This window comes from Nocardia amamiensis (assembly GCF_015477605.1).
GTDB lineage: Bacteria > Actinomycetota > Actinomycetes > Mycobacteriales > Mycobacteriaceae > Nocardia > Nocardia amamiensis_A.
Genome location: NZ_JADLQX010000019.1, coordinates 112,239 through 132,326, shown reverse-complemented (window position 1 = coordinate 132,326; position 20,088 = coordinate 112,239). Strand labels below are relative to the sequence as shown.

The following is a 20,088-nucleotide window of genomic DNA, read 5'->3' as shown; positions in this document are numbered from 1 at the left end:
CGTGCTCACCGACGACGTGCCGCTGACCGACCACCACTGTCACGGCGTCGACATCGGCACGCTGGATCGTCCCGGTTTCGAGCGCTTGCTCGGCGAAGGCACGCGGGGCAGTTTCGATTCCGCGATCGGACTCGCGGTGCGCCGCTGGTGCGCGCCCGCGCTCGACCTGCCCGCGCACGTCGGCTCCGATGTCTATCTCCGCCATCGCGCCCAGCTCGGAGCAGGGGAAGCCGCCGCGCGGCTGCTGCGCGCGTCGGGCGTGACCCGATGGTTCCTGGACACCGGATTCGGCGGTGGCACAGCCGGTTTCGCCGGCCTGGTGGACGGAGACGTGCACGAGGTCGTGCGCCTGGAAGAGGTCGCCGAACAGGTCATCGCGGAGGTCGGCGCGGTATCGGGCGTCTACGACCGGATCGAAGCCGAGCTGCGCGCGCGTGCCACCACCGCCGTCGGATTCAAGACGATCGTCGCCTACCGGTGCGGCTTGGACTTCCCGCCGCAGGATCACCCGCCGACCAGTTTCGCGCCCGAACACCGGCTCACCGATCCGCATGTGCTCGGCTGGCTGGTCGGGCTCGGCGCGCGAATCGGGGCCGAGCTCGGCCTTCCCATGCAATTCCACACCGGATTCGGTGACCCCGACCTCGATCTCCGGCACAGCGACCCGCTGCTGCTCACCGGCTTCCTGCGCCGGACCGCGAGCACAGGACTCTCGGTAATGCTGCTGCACTGCTGGCCGTTCCACCGCAATGCCGCCTACCTCGCTCACCTCTTCGACCACGTCCACCTGGATCTGGGCCTCGCCATCCCGTACGTGGGACACCGCGCCGCGGCGGTCCTCGCGGAGACGCTGGAACTCGCCCCGTTCCGCGCGCTGTGTTACTCCTCGGACGGCTACGGGCTGCCGGAACTGCACTATCTGGGCGCCCTGCTCTGGCGGCGCGGACTCGGCACGCTGATGGACGAGTGGATCGCCGCCGACGCGATCACAACCGTCGATGCGGAAGCCCTGGTCACGGCCATCGCACACGGGAATGCCGAGCGCGTCTACGGCGCGGGGCTCGGTCAGGTCACCACCCGAAAACAGAACCGTCCGGTCGGTCGATAATCAAGTGCATCCGGCGCTCTCGGTCCCTACCGTTGATGGTGAGAACCAACGAGAGGATCGAGACCATGTTTCCCGTCGAGCTGCGCGGCACCAAGGCGCAGACGCTGATGTGGGCCCACGAGCACGAGGTCGAGCAGGCCGCGCTCCGGCAGCTGCGCAATATCGCCGCGCTGAAGTGGGTCCACGGCGTCCGCGTGATGCCGGACGTGCACCTCGGCAAGGGGGCCACGGTCGGCTCGGTGATCGCGATGAAGGACGCGGTGTCGCCCGCCGCGGTCGGGGTGGACATCGGCTGCGGCATGGAGAGCGTGCGCACCGACCTCACCGCGGCCGACCTGCCCGACAACCTGCATTCGCTGCGCTCGCGGATCGAGGCGGCGGTACCGGTCGGGTTCCAGGCCCACCACGACCCGGTCGACGTCACCAGGCTCGGCAGCCAGGTCGCCGGGCTCGGCGTGAGCACCGCGACGCTGCGCGCGGGCTGGGACCGCTTCTGGGGCTCCTTCGACGCCCTCGACGGTCACGTGCAGGCACGAGAGTCCAAGGCGCACAAGCAGATGGGCACGCTCGGCGGCGGCAACCACTTCATCGAGGTCTGCCTGGACCAGGACGACCGGGTGTGGATCCTGCTGCACTCCGGCAGCCGCAACATCGGCAAGGAACTCGCCGAGCGGCACATGACCATCGCGCGAACGCTGCCGCACAACGCCGACCTGCCCGACCGCGATCTGGCGGTCTTCGTCTCCGGCACGCCGGAGATGGAGGCCTACCGGCGCGACCTCACCTGGGCGCAGGAGTACGCCGCGCGCAACCGAGCGGTCATGCTCGCCCTGGTCTGCCGCGCGGTGAGCGCCGAATTCGCCGGGCGCGGAGTGCGTTTCGAGCAGCCCATCTCATGTCACCACAACTATGTGGCGGAGGAGATCATCGACGGTGTGCCGATGCTGGTGACCCGCAAGGGCGCCGTGCGGGCGGGCGACGGCGATCTCGCGCTGATCCCCGGCTCGATGGGTACCCGGTCCTATGTGGTCCGCGGCAAGGGAAATCCGGCGTCGTTCCAGTCGGCCTCGCACGGCGCGGGACGGCGGATGAGCCGCAACGCGGCCAAGAAGCAGTTCACCGTAGCCGATCTCATCGCCCAGACCGAGGGCGTCGAGTCGCGCAAAGACGCGGGTGTGGTGGACGAGATCCCCGCCGCGTACAAGGACATCGACGAGGTCATCGCGGCACAGCGCGACCTGGTCGACGTCGTCGCGACGCTGCACCAGGTGCTGTGCGTCAAGGGATGACGACCGCGTAACTTCGTGCCGGGCGACCACGTGCGCCCGGCACGGACTCCGCGTTCGACGTCGCCGCAGCCTGGTGCCGAGTTCCGCCCCGATCAGAACCGGTCCTGATCACTTCTCGATACCATCGGGTATGCCCTGGCGGCCCTCGTTCTTCTCACCTGCCCCGGAATCGGACTCCGCAGCGGGTCCGCCGGAGATCGCCGGTGTACGCCGCTCGTTCGTCACCGCGCGCGGCGTCCGCTTCCACGTCACCGAGGCGGGTCCTGCGGACGGACGTCCCGTGCTCGCGCTGCACGGTTGGCCACAGCACCATTACGCGTACCGCCACCTGCTCGCCGATCCACCGGACGGACTGCGGATCATCGCGCCGGACCTGCCCGGGTACGGCTGGTCCGGTCCCCCGCCACACCGGTGGGCCAAGGAGGACGTCGCCTCCGACCTGCTGGCGCTACTGGACGCACTCGGCCTCGACCGCGTCCTGCTGGTCGGACATGACTGGGGCGGCTACATCGCCCACCTGCTCGTGCTGCGGGCACCGGAACGGTTCGACGCGCTGCTGGCGCTGAACATCGCCCACCCCTGGCAGACGCCACGTAGTTTCCTCCCGCACGCATGGCGGTTCTTGGTCTACCAGCCGCCGATCGCGGCGTTGGGCACCTACCTGCACCAGCACACCCGCTTCCTGGAGCAGATCATCTTCGCCGGTGCCGTGCGCAACCGCGACGAGTTCGGACCCGAGGTGGTCCACGCGTACGCCGACCGCTTCCGCGACCCGGTCTGCGCCCGCGCCGCGACCGATACCTACCGCACATTCCTGCTGCACGAAGTCCCCCGGTCGGCCGTACGGGGCGAACAACGCCGTGCGACCGTGCCGATCCGCGCGCTGTTCGGTGTCGCCGACGCCGCGGTGCATCCCGCGCTTGCGTCCGAGGAGACGGCGCGTGCCGACGACTACCACCTCGAGCTGGTCCAGAACTGCGGCCACTTCATCGCCGAGGAGCGACCGGACCTGGTCCGGGCCCGGCTCGTCGAGCTGGCCGCGACGACCGCGCGTCCGGCCTGAACACGGTCGTCGCGTCGCGATGCCGCGTCCGTCCGGAACGCTGCAGCGCGGGTGACCGGCTGGCTGTGCGGTATGGGAGGTGAGGCGGGTGAGGTCGGCGGCGGTCGGCCACAGCGTCACCTGTCGGTGTCATCGGGCACGATGGAGCGCATGACCACGGCGACCGATGCCTCTTCGATCGACCTCACCGCCCCCGACCTGCGCGAACATGCCGAGCAGCTGCTGCGCGAGCTGGCCGGGCCGGGCGCGCGGCTGCGCGAGGATCAGTGGACCGCCATCGAGGCGCTGGTCGTGCGGCGGCGCAGGGCGCTGGTGGTGCAGCGCACCGGCTGGGGCAAATCGGCGGTGTACTTCATCGCCGCGAAATTGCTGCGCGGGGGCGGTCGCGGGCCGACGGTGATCGTGTCGCCGTTGCTGGCGCTGATGCGCAATCAGGTGGCTGCCGCGCAGCGCGCCGGGGTGGTCGCCGCCACCATCAATTCCGGCAATATGACCGAATGGGACGAGATCCACGCGCGGGTCGCCGCCGGCGCGGTCGACGTGCTGCTGGTCAGCCCGGAGCGGCTGAACAACCCGGATTTCCGGGACCAGGTGCTGCCCGCGCTCGCGGCGGACGCGGGGCTGGTGGTGATCGATGAAGCGCACTGCGTCTCGGACTGGGGCCATGACTTCCGGCCGGATTACCGCCGCATCCGGACCCTGATCGCCGATCTCGGTTCCGATGTGCCGGTGCTCGCGACCACCGCGACCGCCAACGACCGGGTGGTCACCGACGTCGCCACCCAGATCGGCACCGACACCCTGGTGCTGCGCGGCACGCTGGATCGCGAGTCGCTGCACCTGTCGGTGGTCCGCTTCGACGATGCCGTGGAACGCACCGCCTGGCTCAGCGGTCACCTGCACCGGCTGCCCGGCTCCGGCATCGTCTACACACTCACCGTCGCCGCCGCGCACGATCTGGCCGACGTGTTGAACTCGCACGGCCACAACGTCGCCGCCTACACCGGCCAGACCGACCCGGCCGAGCGGGAGGCCTTGGAAGCCGCGTTGCTGAACAACGAGGTGAAGGCGCTCATCGCCACCTCAGCGCTGGGCATGGGATTCGACAAACCCGACCTCGGATTCGTGGTGCACGTCGGCGCGCCCTCCTCGCCCATCGCCTACTACCAGCAGGTGGGTCGCGCCGGGCGCGGCACCGATCGCGCGGAGGTGGTCCTGCTCCCTGGCCCCGAGGACGCACGGATCTGGAGTTACTTCGCCTCGGTCGCGTTTCCGCGCGAGCACATCGTGCGGGCGGTGCTCGACGCCTTGGACCCCGGCCGGGCGCTGTCCACCGCGGCGTTGGAACCGCTGGTTGAGCTGAACCGCTCCCGGTTGGAGATGGTGCTCAAGGTGCTCGACGTGGACGGTGCGGTGCGCCGAGTCCGCGGCGGCTGGATCGCCACCGGTCAGCCATGGACTTACGACACCGAACGCTACGAGCGCTTGTCCGTCGCGCGCGAGGCCGAACAGCAAGCCATGATCGACTACCAGTCGACCTCGGACTGCCGGATGGACTTCCTCCGCCGCCAGCTCGACGACCCCGGACTGCCCACCGACTCCGCGGCTGCACCCGGCTGCGGCCGTTGCGACAACTGCACCGGCACTCGGCCCGATCGCACCGTCGCCGTCGATGCCGTCGCGGCGACCAGGGCTCGTCTCGACCGCCCCGGCATCGATCTCGCGCCCCGCAAGCAGTGGCCCACCGGCATGGCAAAACTCGGAATCTCCTTGTCCGGCAAGATCTCCAGTGGCGCCGAGACCGGTCGCGTGCTCGGCAGGCTGACCGACCTCGGCTGGGGGCAGCGCCTGCGAACACTGCTCGACGGCCCGGACGCCCCCGTTCCCGACGCGGTCTTCGACGCCTGCATCGCCGTTCTGCGCGAATGGGATTGGGCAACCCGCCCCACGTCGGTACTCGCGCTGGAATCCGGACGTCATCCGGTGCTCACCGCGAGCCTCGCCGCGCGGCTCGCCGAGGTGGGCCGCCTGCGCGACCTCGGCACCCTGCGCACCCGCCCGGACCGGCGGCTGGTCTCCGCCGCGAACTCCGCCCATCGCGTCGCAGGACTGTTCGACTCGTGGGAAGTCCCCGACCTCACCGCGATATCGGGCCCGATCCTGCTGGTGGACGCCAGCACCGACACCGGCTGGACATTCACCGTCGCCGCCCACGCACTGCGCGCGGCCGGAGCCGACGCGGTCCTGCCGTTCGCGCTGGCCACGGTGACGTAGGGCAGTAGGGATGCGGGGTGCGGCCTAACCCGTCCACCGGCCTGTGCGATCAGAGGCTGAGGGTCGCCCGCAGTCGTGCGTCGAGGGATTCCGTCTCGGACGGTGTCAGCACGTCGAGGTATTCGCTGAGCCAGGGACGGTAGGCGCGGTGCAGTTCGAGGGTATCGGCCCAGCCGTGCTCGGTCTTGGTGGCCAGCACGTGACCCGGGTCGGCGTCGCGCAAGGGGATGACGTGCAGCCAGGGGTAGCGCGAGGTGATCACCGCCGAATCGGACACCAGCACGACCGTCATGCGCCGCGGGAACGGCGTGCCGTCGCTGAGTGTCGGGGCGTAACGCCAGATTTCGCCGCGCCTCATGCTCTGTCGTCCTCGGCGTGAGCGCGCCCTCCCTGGTTACGGAAGCTGGGCCGCGCGCTCATGCCGCGCCGCTGGCGTCGTCTTCGGCGGCCTGGGTGAGCGTCACGTCGTCGTACGCGGCGGCCAGCTCGGCCTCCTCGTCGATGATCAGCGAGGTCAGACTGTCGTGCACGATCGTGGTGCGTACCGCGGCATTGATCACCGAGGACAGGCTGCGGTTCTGGCGATCGGCGGCCTCCCTGACCCACTCCGCCACCTGCGGATCCAACGTGACGGTCACGCGCGTCGCCTTGCTCATACCCGTATGCATACCAGAACGGTGCAACAACCATGCCCGGTTCGCCGCATTGGTCGTACGCGGTATCGCCTTCACTCCACCGCACGAACTGCCACGCCTGGGCCCGAGATCGCCGCGCAAACGCTGGCGTCGTCGCTGTACTACCAGAACTGGTATCTGGCACAGTCCTGGTCGGACTACCTGGCCGCCGACCCGTCCGTGAGCACGCTGCAGCATTTGTAGTCGATGGCGGTGCAGGCGCAGTTCCACCTGGCTCGTCGTTCCGATGGACTTCCTTCCGGCTGCACCGTTACGCGGCTGTCCCTGTCTCCGCCCGCGCCGGGCCACGAAGCCGGTAGCTCGGCGAGCTGGAACCGGAGTTGCCACCTTCCGTCCAGTCCATTCGGCGGCGCGGGATACGGGTCTGCCCGCCACTTGGCCGGCGCGCGCTGTGAATCGGACTACATAGGCTGCGCCCGTTAAGGTCGACATGTGGCCCGCAAATCCGCTGCGCCGGCAATCGAACTCGAGGTCGGCGAACACACGATTCGCATCTCCAACCCGGACCGGGTCTACTTCCCGGAATCCGGCGCGACCAAGCTCGACTTGGTGCAGTACTACCTGAGCGTCGGGGACGGCATCGTCAACGCGCTGCGCGACCGGCCCTGCATGCTGCACCGGTTTCCGAAGGGACTGGCCGGTGACAAGGTGCATCAGAAGCGGTTGCCCGCGGGCGCGCCGGACTGGATTCCTACTGTGCGCGTGTATTTCCCGCGCTACGGCAGGCATGCCGACGAACTCTGCGTCGAGAAACTCGCGGATGTCATCTGGGCGGTGCAGATGTCGACCGTCGAGTTCCATCCGTGGAACTCCCGTGCCGCCGACACCGAGCGTCCCGACGAGTGGCGCATCGACCTCGACCCGATGCCGCACTGCCCGTGGCCGCGGGTGCAGCGCGTGGCGGGCGTCGTACACGAACTGCTCGACGAGCTCGGCGCCGTCGGCTGGCCGAAGACCTCCGGCGGCAAGGGACTGCACGTGTATGTCCGGATCGCGCCGAACTGGGGATTCCAAGAGGTGCGGCGGGCGGCGCTCGCCTTCGCCCACGAGGTGGAACGCCGCGCACCGGATGACGTGACCACCACGTGGTGGCGTCGCGACCGCGACCCGGCAATGCTCTTCGTCGACTACAACCAGAACGCCCGCGACCACACGATCGCCGCCGCCTACTCGGTGCGCGGCAACCCCGCCGCCACGGTCTCCACCCCGGTGCGCTGGGAGGAGATCCCCGACATCGATCCGCGCGACTTCACCATCTCCACCGTCCCCGCCCGCTTCGCCGAGCTCGGCGACCTGCACGCGGGCATCGACGACGCGGTGTTCCACCTGGATCGGCTGCTGGAGTGGGCGGACCGGGACAAGGTGGACGCGGAGTTGGACGAGCAAACAGATCGAGACGAGGACTAGCGCCGCGTTGGACGGACACCCCACGCCACCGTCCGCGCGGCGGTGCTACGGTCGCAGCGGCGAGTCCGACCGCCGTTCGTCCCCGCGCGACCACGTCGTACTGGACTGAAGGAGGTCTATTCATGAGCGAGCGTCAGCGAGCGAACCGAGGACACAGTGCGGCCCCGCGCACGACGGAGCCGAGCGCCGGCGAGGCGCAGTCGTGAGCGGACCGGCAGTACCGATCGCCATCGGGCCGACGGACCCTCCACCCACGCTGGTGGAGAAGGCGGTACTGGAGGCGGGCGCCGCGATCTCCGACCTCGACGAGGCGCGCGGGCTGATCTGGGTGGGCGGACCCGGCGAGTTCCCGGACGAGCTACCCGCATCCCTGGAATGGGTGCAGCTGTCGGCCGCCGGTATCGAGGACTGGTTCACCGCCGGCATCTTCGCCAAGCATCCGCACATCCGATTCACTTCCGCCGCAGGCGCTTTCGCGGCCAGCGTGGCCGAGCACGCGCTCATGCTGCTGCTCGCCGGTGTCCGCTATCTGCCGGAGCACCTGCGCGCGTCGGGCTGGCGTCAACAGGACTTCTTCCCGCACGTCGGTACGTTGCGCGGCAAGACGGTGACCATCGTCGGCGCGGGCGGCATCGGGCGCGCGCTGATTCCGATGCTGATTCCGCTCGGCGCGCACATCATCGCGGTGAACCGCAGCGGTCGCCCGGTCACCGGCCCCGGCATTCCGGACACCGTCGAGACGATTTCCGCCGACCATGTCGGCCGGATCTGGCCGCGTACCGATCACGTGGTCATCGCCGCGCCCGCCACGCCGGCCACCAGGCATCTTCTCGGCGCGGACGAACTCGCCCGGCTAAAGCCGTCATCCTGGATCGTCAACGTCGCCCGCGGCAGCCTGATCGACACCGACGCGCTGGTGGCCGCCCTGGCCTCGGGCGCGATCGGCGGCGCCGGGCTGGACGTCACCGATCCCGAACCGCTGCCGGACGGCCATCCGCTCTGGGTGCTGCCGAATTCCATTGTCACGCCGCATGATTCGAATCCTCCGCAGCTGCGGTTGGCGGCATTCGCCGATCACGTCGAAGCCAACGTCCAGCGCTTCGTCACGGGACGCCCGCTGCTGGCGCCGATCGATCGCGATCGCGGGTACTGAGCAGGAACAGGCCCGGGTCGCAGGCGCCCACGTTCGCCGGCGTGCTGGACGAATTCCAGTTACCAGCGTCCGCACGTAGCACGCCCGGTCGTCGTGGGTGAGCAGCCGGTTACGGAACGCCAGGTTCCGCTCGATTTCCGGTGCGCCCGACGTCATGACAAGACGGGCGGGTTCACGCGCCACCGCGCACCCCTACCCGCGCCGGACCAGACAGTGAAGCTGCTACCAGCGCGGATATCGGATACGCACCTGCGTATCCGTCCCCAGCGCACGCGCGAACGTATGCGTCATCAGCGTGCATAGATCAGCCTTCTATGAATGTGCCATTGACAAATGGCACATTTGTGACTGATTCTGAACGCATGACAAGGTCAACGAGGACCGCGGCTCCCGGCGTTCCCGCCGCGCCCTCCCCGCGCGCCACCGTGGCCGCGGCCGCGGCTCGTATCGGTTTGCGTCCGCTGAACTGCGCAATTCCGATGAACGCCGCGGGCGTCTGGTTCGCCCGCAAGCTCATCGCCACGATGATGGCGCTCGGCGGTCCCGTTCCGCCGGGTACTTCTGTCACGCAGATCCGGTCCGGAACGATTCGGGGGGAATGGGTCCGAGCGGCCGGTGTGCCCTTCGGCTCGCAGGCGATCTACTACATCCACGGCAGTGGCTACGTGATCTGCTCGGCCCGCACGCACCGTGGTCTCGCGGCCCGGCTGTCGAAGCAGACCGGCCTCCCGGTCTTTCTCAGCGACTACCGGCTCGCGCCCGAGCACCGGTTCCCCGCCGCGGCCGACGACGTCGAGGCAGGCTACCGCTGGTTGCTCGGCCGGGGCATCGCCGCGGAAGACGTGGTGATCGCCTGCGATTCCGCGGGCGGGCATCTCGCGCTGGACCTGCTGGTCGAGAACGGCCGCCACGGCAGGCCGCAACCCGCCGCGGTCGCGATGTTCTCCCCATTACTCGACCTCACGCTTGGTACGGCTGCCGAACAAGAGCGCCTCGGCACGGACCCGCTGATCTCCGCCGCCGCGGCGAAGCGGCTGCCCGCGTCCTATACCAGCGGCCAGCCCGCCGACGCACCACGCCTGCGGCTGGCGATCCCGCACGGCATGGCACTGCCACCGATCCTGGTGCAAGTCGGCGGCACCGAGATGCTCCGCGCCGACGCGCGAGCGCTGTGCGCCATGGTCCGTCGTGCCGGCGGTCGCTGCGACCTGGAGACCTGGCCCGGCCAGCTGCACGTCTTCCAGGCCCTGCCGATGGTGGTGCCCGAGGCCGACCACGCCCTCGCCCGCGCCGCCGACTTCCTGCGCGCGGCACTGATGGCGACCTCCACGGAGAAGGTGAGTTGAGATGTTCGGACTGGATCGATTGGCGGGCCTGGGCAGACCCGGCCGCACGCACGGGGCGCGAGCCGTGGTCACCGGCGCGGGCAGCGGCATCGGCCGGGCGTTCGCGCTGGAGATCGCGGCCCGCGGAGGCCAGGTGATCTGCGCCGACATCGACGAGACCCGCGCCGACGGGACGGTCGCCCTGATCGAGCGCGACCACCCCGGCGCCGCGCACGCCTTCCGGTGCGACGTGGCGCGCCGCGAGGACGTCGAGCTGCTCGCCCGCTTCGCCGACACGCTTTTCGAGCGCCCGGTCAGCTTGGTGATCAACAACGCGGGCGTAGGCATCGGCGGAAAACCAGTGGGCCGCATCGGATTCGACAACTGGCAGTGGGCGCTGGACATCAATCTGTGGGGCGTCGTGCACGGCTGCGAGGTCTTCGCGCCCCGGCTGCGCGCCACCGGGCGCGGCGGCATCATCAACGTCGCTTCGGCCGCCGGATTCGCCGCGGCGCCCTCGATGGCCGCCTACAACGTGTCGAAGGCGGGCGTGCTGTCGCTCTCGGAGACCATGGCCGCCGAACTGCACGGCACCGGCGTCGCGGTCACCGTCCTGTGCCCGACGTTCGTGCGGACGAACGTCGCGCGCGACGGCCGGATCACCAAGGAGTCGGCGCAGCTTGCCGACTTCCTGATGCGCTGGACCGGCTTCTCCCCCGAGCGCGTCGCCCGCACGGCGCTGGACGCGCACGATCGCGGGCAGCTCTACGTCCTGCCCCAGCTGGACGCACGCGTCGTCTGGCTGCTCAAGCGGCACTTCCCCGCCCGGTACACCTACGTCCTCGGGCTGCTGGATCGGCTATTGCCCCAGGACGACTCGACCACCACCGGCGGCATGCCGGTCACCGACAAGACAGGAGTCTGACATGGCCATCACGATGGACTTCGACGACATGCTCCGCAAGATCAAGGACCGCCAGTGGGCGCTGGCCGACATCGACTGGGACGCACCCGGCGCCGAGACGATCACGCCCGAGCTGCACGCCAAGCTGAAGCCGTTCATGGCGGACCTGATGTGGATCGAGAACGTCGGCGCGCGCGGCTTCGCGGCGATGGCCAAGAAGGCGCCGAACGAAACGTTGCGCGAGATCTACCGCTACTTCCACGCCGAGGAGCAGAAGCACGCCAACGCCGAGCTGGCGCTGATGCGCCGGTGGGGCATGCTCGACGGTGACGAGATCCCGCAGCCGAACGTGAACGTCAAGCTGGTGATCGACTTCCTGGACAAGTACTCCGACGACATGTCGCTGTCGTTTCTCGGCACGGTGATCCCGATGCTGGAGGTGGCGCTGGACGGGGCGCTGATCAAATTCGTCATGGACGAGATCGAGGACCCGGTCTGCCAGGAGGCGTTCAAGAAGATCAACTCCGACGAATCACGGCATCTGGCCGTCGATTTCGCGGTGATGGATCTGCTCGGGCACGCGCAGACGCGCAAGTTGCTCATCGACCTGGTCGGCGGCTGGGCCAAGCCGTCGCTGATCATCGGCGTGCTCAGCTACGTGCCGCTGCTGAACAAGATGCGCGACAACATCGTCGCGATGGGCGTCGACGAGGAGAAGCTCTACGGCGCGCTGAAGCGGTACGCGAACGTGGGCGAGCGCAGCGAATTCGCGCGCAGGCTCCCGATGTACCAGATCGTCAAGATGCACGGGGGCTGGGTGATCAACCGCGACCACCCCTACCACCTGGTGGCCGACGCGCTGGTGAAGATCACCGGCTTGGTGCCGAAGGCCATGTTGCGCAAGGACCCCACCTGGTCGAAGGAACTGACCTACGAGCCCGCCGCATGACAAGGGAACCGATGAGCACGCACACCCTGGACGTAGCCGTGATCGGCGCGGGGTTCGCCGGGATCGGCACCGCCATCCGCCTGAAGCAGCACGGAATCCACGATTTCGCGATCTTCGAACGCGGCGCCGCGGTCGGTGGAACCTGGCGCGACAACACCTATCCCGGCGCGGCGTGCGACATACCGTCGCGGCTGTATTCCTACAGTTTCGCGCCGAATCCGGATTGGTCGCACACCTATTCCGGCAGCGCCGAGATCCTCGGCTATATCGAGGCGATGGTCGCCGAGTTCCGGCTCGGTCCGCACATCCGCTTCCGGCACAACGTCACGGGCATCGTGTTCGACGAGCAGGCCGGGGCGTGGGAGATCGCCGTGGAGGGATACCCGCACCCGATCGTGGCGCGCACGGTGGTGCTGGCATCGGGACCGCTGGCCAACGCCGGTTTCCCGGATATTCGCGGCATAGAGACCTACCAGGGTCACAAGATCCACAGCGCCCGATGGGATCACGACTACGACTTCGCGGGCAAGCGGGTCGCGGTGATCGGCACCGGGGCCAGCGCGGTCCAGATCATTCCGGAGCTGGTCGAGCAGGCGGCCTCGGTGAAGGTGTTCCAGCGCACGCCCGGCTGGGTGCTGCCGCGGATCAACCGGCGCACCACCGTCCTCACGAAGGAGCTCTACCGCCGGGTGCCCGCCGCCGAGCAGCTGGCGCGGCGCGCCTGGTACTACGGGCACGAGTCGGTCGCGCTGGGCGTGGTCTGGAATACGCCGCTGACCAGGGCGGTCGAGCTGGTCGGCAAGGCGCAGCTGCGCAGGCAGGTCAAGGACCCCTGGCTGCGCCGTCAGCTCACTCCGGACTTCCGGGCGGGCTGCAAGCGCCTGCTGATGACCGACGACTACTACCCCGCGTTGCAGCGCGACAACTGCAAGCTGATCACCTGGCCCATCGCCCGGATCTCCGAACAGGGCGTCCGCACCGCGGAAGGCATTGAGCACCAAGCTGATTGCATTGTGTTCGCGACCGGGTTCGACGTATCCAAGACCGGGACACCCATTCCGGTGGCCGGGCTCGACGGGCGAATTCTGGCGGATGAGTGGTCGCGCGGCGCCTACGCATTCAAGAGCGTCGCGGTCTCCGGATATCCCAACCTGTTCCTGACGTTCGGTCCCAATTCCGGACCCGGGCACAACTCGGCGCTGGTCTATATGGAAGCCCAGATCGACTACCTGGTCAGCGCGATCGGCACGATTCTGGACCGGGATCTGCTGCTGCTCGACGTCCGGCGCGATCGGCAGGACCGCTACAACGCGGCCATCCAGCGCAGGCTCGGCGCCACCACGTGGAATTCGGGCTGCCGCAGTTGGTACCTCACCGAGGACGGCTTCAACGCGACCATGTATCCGGGCTTCGCCACCCAGTACGCCCATCAGTTGCGCACGGTCGATCTCGACGACTACCTGGTGGTCGAGGCGAGCGCAGCCGAGCGCCGGGTAGCACCGGTTTCCTAGGTGCCGAGGCGGCGGTGGGCCGGAGGATAGACTCGGTCGGCACGGTTTCCGCAGCGCGCCGCCGTTCTGCTCGGCGCCGTGGTCAGCGAGGGAGGTGAGGTCGACGCCGGAGTACCGGATCGACGATCTCGCGCGCGCCGCGGGCACCACCACCCGCAATGTCCGCGCCTACCAGGAACGTGGGTTGCTGCCGCCGCCGGTCGGCAAGGACGGGCGCGCCAGCATCTATGACGACTCGCACCTGGAACGGCTGCGCCTGATCGACGCGCTCCTGCAGCGTGGCTTCACCACCGCGCACATCGCCGACTTCATCACCAGCTGGGAAACCGGCAAGGACCTGACCGAGGTGCTCGGGCTGCAGCACGCCGTGACCGCGTCCTGGGCCAAGGACGAGACCTTCGAGGTGCCGCGCGAGCTGATCGGCACCATCCTCGGCGCCGAAGCCGACGAGCTGGTCGACCGCCTGCGTGAGATGCAACTGGTCCGGCTCGAGGGCGAGACGGTGGTGTTCACCGACACCCAGCTGCTCACCTCGTTCGCCGAACTGCACGAGTACGGGCTCGAACTGCGCACGCTCATCGAGATCTACGCCAAAGTGGCCGACCGGATCGATGACATCACCCACATCATGATCACCGCCGCCAAGCAGCACATCATCGACGAGCACGGACCCGGCTGGCTTCCGGACACCAGCAGCGAAATCGCCGACACCACAACGATGCTCAACAAGATGCGCGAGCTGGCGGTCGCCTCGGTGCACGCCACCCTCGCCCGTTCGCTGGACGTCACGCTGCGACGCGAACTCGGCGACTATCTCGCCACGGCCGCCGACCGTGAGCGCAGCCGCAGCCAAGCCCGGCCCGAGATCTGAGGCGGCATCCCGCGCCGGTACCCACCCGCCGCGACGTACCCTCCTAGGCAAGCGCAGAGTGCCGACCTTCGACGGATGGAGTCGCCGTGGCGTCCGACCGACCCAGAATTCCTCCGCAGCGTCTGGTGCGGGCCGTCGAATCGGTCCGCACCGTGCTGGCCGTGGCGTTTCGCAAGCTGGTGCCGGGACACATCGCGCTGATGGAGCTGATCGCCGCGGGATGGATCACGCAGGCGATCCACGCCGCCGCGGCGCTCGGAGTGGCCGATGAACTCGCGAAAGGACCCCGATCGAGCGGGGAGCTCGCCGCGGCGGTCGGCGCCGACGAGGACGCGCTGCGACGCCTGCTCCGGCTGCTGATCAGCTACGGCATCTTCACGCAGCATCGCGACGGCCGGTACGCGCTCACCTCCATGGCACGGGGACTGCGCCGCGACGCGGACGTGTCACTGCGCGACGCGGTGCTGTTCTTCGGTTCGGCCACCCACCGCAACCACTGGTCGCACCTCGTCGACGCCGTACGGACCGGCCGGCCCGTCGGCGAAGAATTGGACGGGATGCCGTTCTTCGACCACGTGCAGCGCGATCGCGAACTCGGCGAGCTGTTCGACCGCGCGATGACCAGTATCAGCACCCTGGCGATGGAACCGTTGCTGGCGGCCTACGACTTCGGACGCTACGACACCCTCGTCGACGTCGGCGGTGGCGAAGGAACACTGCTCACCGAAATCCTGTGTCGCTCGCCGCGGTCGCGGGGCATCCTGTTCGACCTCCCCGAGGTGGTGGACGCCGCGCCCGCGCGCCTCGCCGAACTCGGCTTGGCCGAACGCTGCACCGTCGAGAGCGGATCGTTCTTCGACAGCGTCCCCAAGGGCGGCGACGCCTACATCCTCAAACACATCCTGCACGACTGGGCCGAGCCGGACGCCGGCCGCATCTTGGGTGCACTGCGAGCGGCTATGGAGCCCGATGCCCGGCTGTTGATCATCGAACTCGTGATTCCGGAGCACACCGGTCCGCACCCGAGCAAGTTCATCGACCTGGAGATGCTGGTCAACGCGGGCGGCCGGGAACGGACCGAGGCCGAGTACCGGGAGTTCCTCGCCCGCCACGGGTTCACGCTCGTCCGGTGCGTGCCGACGGTCTCGCCCGACAATGTGCTGGAAGCGCGGCCGAGCTGAAAACCGGAGCGCTCCGCTACCGCGCCGAGGGCACGACGAACGCGAGTGTCGCGATCCCGATGGAGCCATCCGACACGCACGTGGCGCGCATCGGCTTGCCGACGTTCGTCTGCTGCGATTCGAAACCGCTGTAGTAGCCGAACACCGGGCCGGAATACCCGGGCGGCACGTGGAAACCGAGGCACTCGGTCTCCAAGACCGCCGACCCCTCACCGCTGTGGCACAGGGCGGCCGCGTCGGTGACGCCGCGGTCGACATAGCAGCCGGTCGGCACCGCCCCGGCTGATCCCGCGCCGATGAAGACCGAACCGATCCCGAGGATCGATAGACCGATCGTCCCGCCCACTCGCCGCATCATGGTGTGCACCGCAATCCCTCCTCGGCAGACCTCCGCCAATCCTGGTTTGCTGTGCGGGGCCGCCCCATCGCCCTCGCATCGCTGCTCTTTCCGAATATTTCAGCAGAACCGGGCGGACCGGTCGAGCGCGACACCAGCGCGAACAGGCTGCGGCGCGATCGCGGCGAAATCGCGGCACACGTCACCGGAGGTACGCTGGTTCCCCGGATGCCTGGGACCGCCACACGTCGACAGCCCGAAGCGGCGGCGGTGCAAAAGAATCCATGCTTTCCGGTGTGAATGGCCTCGGACATCGTTGTCGATGTGAGATCCATCACTTTTGATGCGACGGCCGTCGAGGTTTTCCCACGTCGTCGGAGGTGCGGTCCAGGACTCGAAATCCGCTCTGCCGTGGCCGATACGGCTCCCGGTGATCACCGTGGTGTAGCGGCAAGAACCTGCACAGAGCGCTCCTCTGGAATACTTTTCCCGCGCCTGGTGCTGCGGTACCCGGAACGTAACCCGCGCAGGGGTCCGATCGCGCGTCCGAGTATGCGACGGGGCATCGCTTCGCAATCCCGGTAGCCCACATGACATCTCCGGTCTTGCTGTGCGACCGCTAGGCTACGGACATCGCCGGCGGGTTCGAGTGAGGATGTGATTCGGGCGTGGATTGGACCTTCACTCCGGACGAGTTCGCCCATATCTGGCGTGAGACCGACCTGGATCGCCACCCGTATCCCCTGCGCATCCTGGAGACGCCACGCACCGAGGCCGAGGCGGAGAAGCTGCGCATCACCCTCGCCGAGCGGCTGCCACACGACCGCGACCCCGATCTGTCGGCGTGCCTGCGCATTCTCGCCGAGCCGCACACCAGGATCGTCGCGATCGGTGGCGCACACCGGCCGGGCAGCGAACTGCGGCTGCTGGCCGCCGCGATCTACGACCGCGCCGTGCTGGCGGTGCAGGAACCGGGGGCGAGTCCGGATTTCGGTGGCCGGGTGCGGGTTTCGATCGGACACAGCGCGAAGTTGGGCCAGCGGATCGCGGCGCTGCTGCCGAAGACGCCGCCGGGCAAGGAGCCCCCTCGCGTGGCCTCCGGGGACGCGGTGCGCGATCAAGAGACCGTGCCCGCGCGCCGATCGGCCGCTCCGCGGATCCGCAAACTGCTGCTCGAGCCGCACACCGCCGAGGGGCACATCAGAATCGAACCGCGGCTGGATCGTCCGGCTCCGCCGCCGCCGATCCACTACACGTGGATCGACGTGCACAACGACGGGCGGTACCTGATCAAGGCGGGTGACGAGGTGCGCATCACCCCGGCCTCGTCCGAGCAGATCGCCGCGCAACTGCAGAAACGCATTCCCGTTTAGCCCGCGTCGGCGGCCGAGGCCGACGACTTTGCTGACCCGGCATCGTCTTCCGGTTAATCTGGGGCGGATGACCGATCTCAGGGGTGAGCGATGACGATCGAGACCAGCCGAAGCGATATCGCCCGATTCAAGGAGGCGGCACAGGCCGGGACCGTTCAGTTCGATCCGGCGGCGGCCCGGCAGTGCGCCGAGATGTACGACCGGCAGGCCGATCGGCTGCTCCACCTACAGCAGCGCCTCGAATCCGCCGCGGAACTGGACGGATTCGGTGGTTTCGTCTCGGCGCAGCAGTTGCAGGCCGGTTTCGGTCACAAGGCGCGCGACGCCGCGGCCCTGCTCGACCACTACATCGAGGCGGCTTACCGGATGAAGGAAGCGTTCCTGATCAGCGGCGGCCTGTTCGAGGAGGCCGACGCCGCACACGCCGCCGCGCTGCGTGCGATCCAGCCGAGGCTCGCACGATGAGCGGCTCCGATCCCACCTACATCAGCTCGATGGAGCATTTCGAGTCGATGCGGCACGAGGAGATCTACGCCAAGGCCCAGCAGATCGATGCCGCGCAGGTGCTGCGCGCTTCGGAAGCCTGGCTCGAGGTGGCCGGCGCCCTCACCACGTCGTTCCCGCTCACGCGCGGCGGCGTGGACCGCGTGATGGACTCCGTGGAGTGGAAAGGCGCAGCCGCCGACGCGGCTCAGGCCAGCGCACGCAGTTTCGCCGCGTCGGCCGACGAGCTGGCGGCGGTGCTGGGGCAGGTCGGCGCCCGGCTCGGCGGGGTCGCCGCCGCCGCCGAGGCGGTGAAGCTCGCGGTGGTGCCCCCCGGCGATTCCGGACCGGTCGGCGCGATCGCGAAAGCCCTCGAGGCGGCCCGCGTCATCGACGCGCAGATGGCGCAGGAAGCACTGCGTCAGGAAGCACTGCTCGCGATGAACATGGTCTACAAGCCCGCCTACTCCGCGGCGGGTACCGCCGTGCCCGCGCTGCCCGAACCGCCCGCCGTCCCCGTCACACCGTCCCCACCGCGGGTGGGGGCGCCCAGCGCGCCGAGATACTCAGGGCCCGAGCAGGTACCGCAGAACGACGAATCACCTCACGGCGCAACGCAATCCGCACCTGCCGCACCGGAATCTACCCCGCCGTCGCACAATCCGGTGCCACCGAAGCAGGAACTGGAGCAGACGCCTCCCGCGCCACCCGCCCAGCAACCGCCTTCTACCCAGACGCCGACGCCGTCACCCGACACTGCGCCGCACACTCCGCAGGCGCCACCTACAACTCAGGCACCGCCGCCGTCACCCGAACCAGCGCCGCAGACACCGCCCACAACCCAGGCACCACCGCCGCCACCCACAACCCAGGCACCGACACCGTCACCCGAACCAGCGCCGCAGACACCGCCCACAACCCAGGCACCGCCGAGTCCCGCACCGCAGCCCCCGGAGCCCACGCAGCCGCCGAGCTCGTCGGCACCCCCGGCCCAGCCGCCGCTGCCGACTCCACCACCCCCGCAACAGATCCCGGAACCGGCACAACCACCGGCCCCAACTCCACCGCCGGCGCCGCAGACCCCAGAATCCGCACAACCACCGAGCCCACCCCAGCCACCACCGCCCCCGCCACCCGTGCAGCCCCCGGTTCCCGGCCCCGCCCGGCCCCCGGCGGAGCTGCCCGACCCGGGCGGCCAGCCCGGCGTCACCGGTCCGGTGGAGGGCAACCAAGGACACATACCCACCACCAACCAACCCGGCGTCGTCCCGTCCTGACGGCCGACACCGCGCGTCCGCACCGCACCGGCGCATGACGGTCAACCGCGCGTCGCTACGCCCGCGGTGGCGCGTTCGCCGACCCGGTCGCCGCGATGCACGCTGGCCGCGGTCGCGGTTGGTCGCGGTGAGCGCGCTGTCCGGGACACCGGAGCGCCTCCGCGATCGGCTCCGACGCCCTGGTCGCATCCTCGATCCGTGGGCGGCGATGCGGGCCGCGGACAAGCCCTGCCCCTGGCCGGACCGAACCTGGAGGAATCGATGACCACACCGTCATTGGCAACCGAATACGCCGACCCCATCCCGCTGCAGGTCCGGATCGCCGCCAGCGCGCGTGCGCGCTAACGCGTGGGCAGCAGATCGAATGCAGGTACGTGCCTCGGTTTTACGACGAGGAAGTGCTTCACGTCCAAGGTTGCGACGGCTCGCGCCCCGAGACGTTCTGCAACAGCGATGACCGATGCGTCCACGGCACCAAGTGGCAGGTCGGCATAGGTGAGGATCAATTGGTGTATCCGCTGTAAGTCGCCTGAGGTCAACGGCTCCAATGAAAGGTCGCCATCGAGGAGTCAGCACTCGACGCCGCCCAAGCCCTTACGGACCAAGTCTCCCGATCTTTCCGCCAGCTCCGGTTCGGCGTCGAGCGTGCCGATGAACCCCAGCGACCTCCGGCGAGGCATGAATTTGTCCGAGACCTTCCCGGCGTCATGTGCGATGCCGAGTTCGCGAGCAACCTTCTTGACTGCCTGCAGCAGTTCGGTGTCCTCGGTTTCGATCTGCTCGGGCTCGGTCACCAGCAGCCTCAGTCGTCGGACCTGATCCGGCGACAACCGATCCACCATGTTGTGGACCGCCTCGTAGTCATGGGCCGCTGTCACGGCTCCAGCT

The 20,088-nt window shown here is 68.9% G+C and carries 20 protein-coding genes; 16 read left to right on the top strand and 4 right to left on the bottom strand.

Translation table 11 applies throughout. The features are described from left to right. Position 1: 1 nt before the first annotated feature. The 4 genes from IU459_RS24305 (at position 2) to IU459_RS24290 (ending at position 5,734) form a co-directional block, all read left to right on the top strand. Positions 2-1,108 (top strand): amidohydrolase family protein, encoded by a 1,107-nt coding sequence (locus IU459_RS24305; RefSeq protein ID WP_195131868.1) that lies wholly within the window; start codon positions 2-4, stop codon positions 1,106-1,108. A 65-nt stretch (positions 1,109-1,173) separates the two neighbouring features. Beyond that, positions 1,174-2,397, top strand: coding sequence for an RtcB family protein (locus IU459_RS24300; protein ID WP_195131867.1), 1,224 nt, complete (start codon positions 1,174-1,176; stop codon positions 2,395-2,397). A gap of 130 nt (positions 2,398-2,527) precedes the next feature. Continuing rightward, complete coding sequence (locus IU459_RS24295; protein WP_195131866.1) at positions 2,528-3,460, top strand: alpha/beta fold hydrolase; 933 nt, start codon at positions 2,528-2,530, stop codon at positions 3,458-3,460. Between the two features lie 150 nt (positions 3,461-3,610). Then, on the top strand, positions 3,611-5,734 hold the full coding sequence (locus IU459_RS24290; RefSeq protein ID WP_195131865.1) for a RecQ family ATP-dependent DNA helicase: 2,124 nt from the start codon (positions 3,611-3,613) through the stop codon (positions 5,732-5,734). Between the two features lie 49 nt (positions 5,735-5,783). Here the strand turns inward: IU459_RS24290 and IU459_RS24285 are convergent, their stop codons facing one another. Next, positions 5,784-6,092 carry a hypothetical protein gene (locus tag IU459_RS24285; protein WP_228838422.1) on the bottom strand — a complete coding sequence of 103 codons (309 nt, stop codon included), beginning with the start codon at positions 6,090-6,092 and terminating at the stop codon, positions 5,784-5,786. A 58-nt stretch (positions 6,093-6,150) separates the two neighbouring features. Beyond that, positions 6,151-6,390 carry a hypothetical protein gene (locus IU459_RS24280; protein ID WP_195131864.1) on the bottom strand — a complete coding sequence of 80 codons (240 nt, stop codon included), beginning with the start codon at positions 6,388-6,390 and terminating at the stop codon, positions 6,151-6,153. A gap of 471 nt (positions 6,391-6,861) precedes the next feature. Between IU459_RS24280 and ligD the strand changes: the two genes are divergently transcribed. From ligD to IU459_RS24240, 8 genes are all read left to right on the top strand, one after another. Next, a complete protein-coding gene (gene ligD, locus IU459_RS24275; RefSeq protein ID WP_195131863.1) occupies positions 6,862-7,836 on the top strand; it encodes a non-homologous end-joining DNA ligase in 975 nt (324 codons plus the stop codon). 202 nt (positions 7,837-8,038) lie between these two features. Then, positions 8,039-8,989, top strand: coding sequence for a D-isomer specific 2-hydroxyacid dehydrogenase family protein (locus IU459_RS24270; protein ID WP_195131862.1), 951 nt, complete (start codon positions 8,039-8,041; stop codon positions 8,987-8,989). A 362-nt stretch (positions 8,990-9,351) separates the two neighbouring features. After that, entirely contained in the window at positions 9,352-10,335 is a 984-nt protein-coding gene (locus tag IU459_RS24265; RefSeq protein ID WP_195131861.1) for an alpha/beta hydrolase, read from the top strand. 1 nt (position 10,336) lies between these two features. Next, positions 10,337-11,239 (top strand): SDR family NAD(P)-dependent oxidoreductase, encoded by a 903-nt coding sequence (locus IU459_RS24260; RefSeq protein WP_195131860.1) that lies wholly within the window; start codon positions 10,337-10,339, stop codon positions 11,237-11,239. A 7-nt stretch (positions 11,240-11,246) separates the two neighbouring features. Further along, the gene (locus IU459_RS24255) at positions 11,247-12,167 is read left to right on the top strand and encodes a ferritin-like domain-containing protein (RefSeq protein ID WP_195131896.1); all 921 of its coding nucleotides are present in this window, start codon (positions 11,247-11,249) and stop codon (positions 12,165-12,167) included. Beyond that, positions 12,164-13,678, top strand: a complete 1,515-nt coding sequence (locus tag IU459_RS24250; RefSeq protein WP_228838420.1) for a flavin-containing monooxygenase — start codon at positions 12,164-12,166, stop codon at positions 13,676-13,678. Before IU459_RS24255 ends, IU459_RS24250 begins: the two co-directional genes overlap by 4 nt. A 94-nt stretch (positions 13,679-13,772) precedes the next feature. Further along, positions 13,773-14,549, top strand: coding sequence for a MerR family transcriptional regulator (locus IU459_RS24245; protein ID WP_195131859.1), 777 nt, complete (start codon positions 13,773-13,775; stop codon positions 14,547-14,549). 86 nt (positions 14,550-14,635) lie between these two features. Continuing rightward, the gene (locus IU459_RS24240) at positions 14,636-15,730 is read left to right on the top strand and encodes a methyltransferase (RefSeq protein WP_195131858.1); all 1,095 of its coding nucleotides are present in this window, start codon (positions 14,636-14,638) and stop codon (positions 15,728-15,730) included. A 16-nt stretch (positions 15,731-15,746) separates the two neighbouring features. Here IU459_RS24240 and IU459_RS24235 read toward each other — a convergent pair whose 3' ends face one another. After that, the gene (locus IU459_RS24235; protein ID WP_195131857.1) at positions 15,747-16,097 is read right to left on the bottom strand and encodes a hypothetical protein; all 351 of its coding nucleotides are present in this window, start codon (positions 16,095-16,097) and stop codon (positions 15,747-15,749) included. A 638-nt stretch (positions 16,098-16,735) separates the two neighbouring features. Between IU459_RS24235 and IU459_RS24230 the strand changes: the two genes are divergently transcribed. The 4 genes from IU459_RS24230 (at position 16,736) to IU459_RS24215 (ending at position 19,545) form a co-directional block, all read left to right on the top strand. Further along, complete coding sequence (locus IU459_RS24230; RefSeq protein WP_195131856.1) at positions 16,736-17,440, top strand: ESX secretion-associated protein EspG; 705 nt, start codon at positions 16,736-16,738, stop codon at positions 17,438-17,440. Between the two features lie 90 nt (positions 17,441-17,530). Then, the gene (locus IU459_RS24225; protein WP_195131855.1) at positions 17,531-17,905 is read left to right on the top strand and encodes a hypothetical protein; all 375 of its coding nucleotides are present in this window, start codon (positions 17,531-17,533) and stop codon (positions 17,903-17,905) included. Next, positions 17,902-19,200, top strand: coding sequence for a hypothetical protein (locus IU459_RS24220; RefSeq protein WP_195131854.1), 1,299 nt, complete (start codon positions 17,902-17,904; stop codon positions 19,198-19,200). Before IU459_RS24225 ends, IU459_RS24220 begins: the two co-directional genes overlap by 4 nt. A 198-nt stretch (positions 19,201-19,398) precedes the next feature. Beyond that, a complete protein-coding gene (locus IU459_RS24215) occupies positions 19,399-19,545 on the top strand; it encodes a hypothetical protein (RefSeq protein WP_195131853.1) in 147 nt (48 codons plus the stop codon). Positions 19,546-19,769: 224 nt separating this feature from the next. Here the strand turns inward: IU459_RS24215 and IU459_RS24210 are convergent, their stop codons facing one another. Beyond that, positions 19,770-20,078 (bottom strand): hypothetical protein, encoded by a 309-nt coding sequence (locus IU459_RS24210; RefSeq protein WP_195131852.1) that lies wholly within the window; start codon positions 20,076-20,078, stop codon positions 19,770-19,772. Positions 20,079-20,088: the final 10 nt, after the last annotated feature.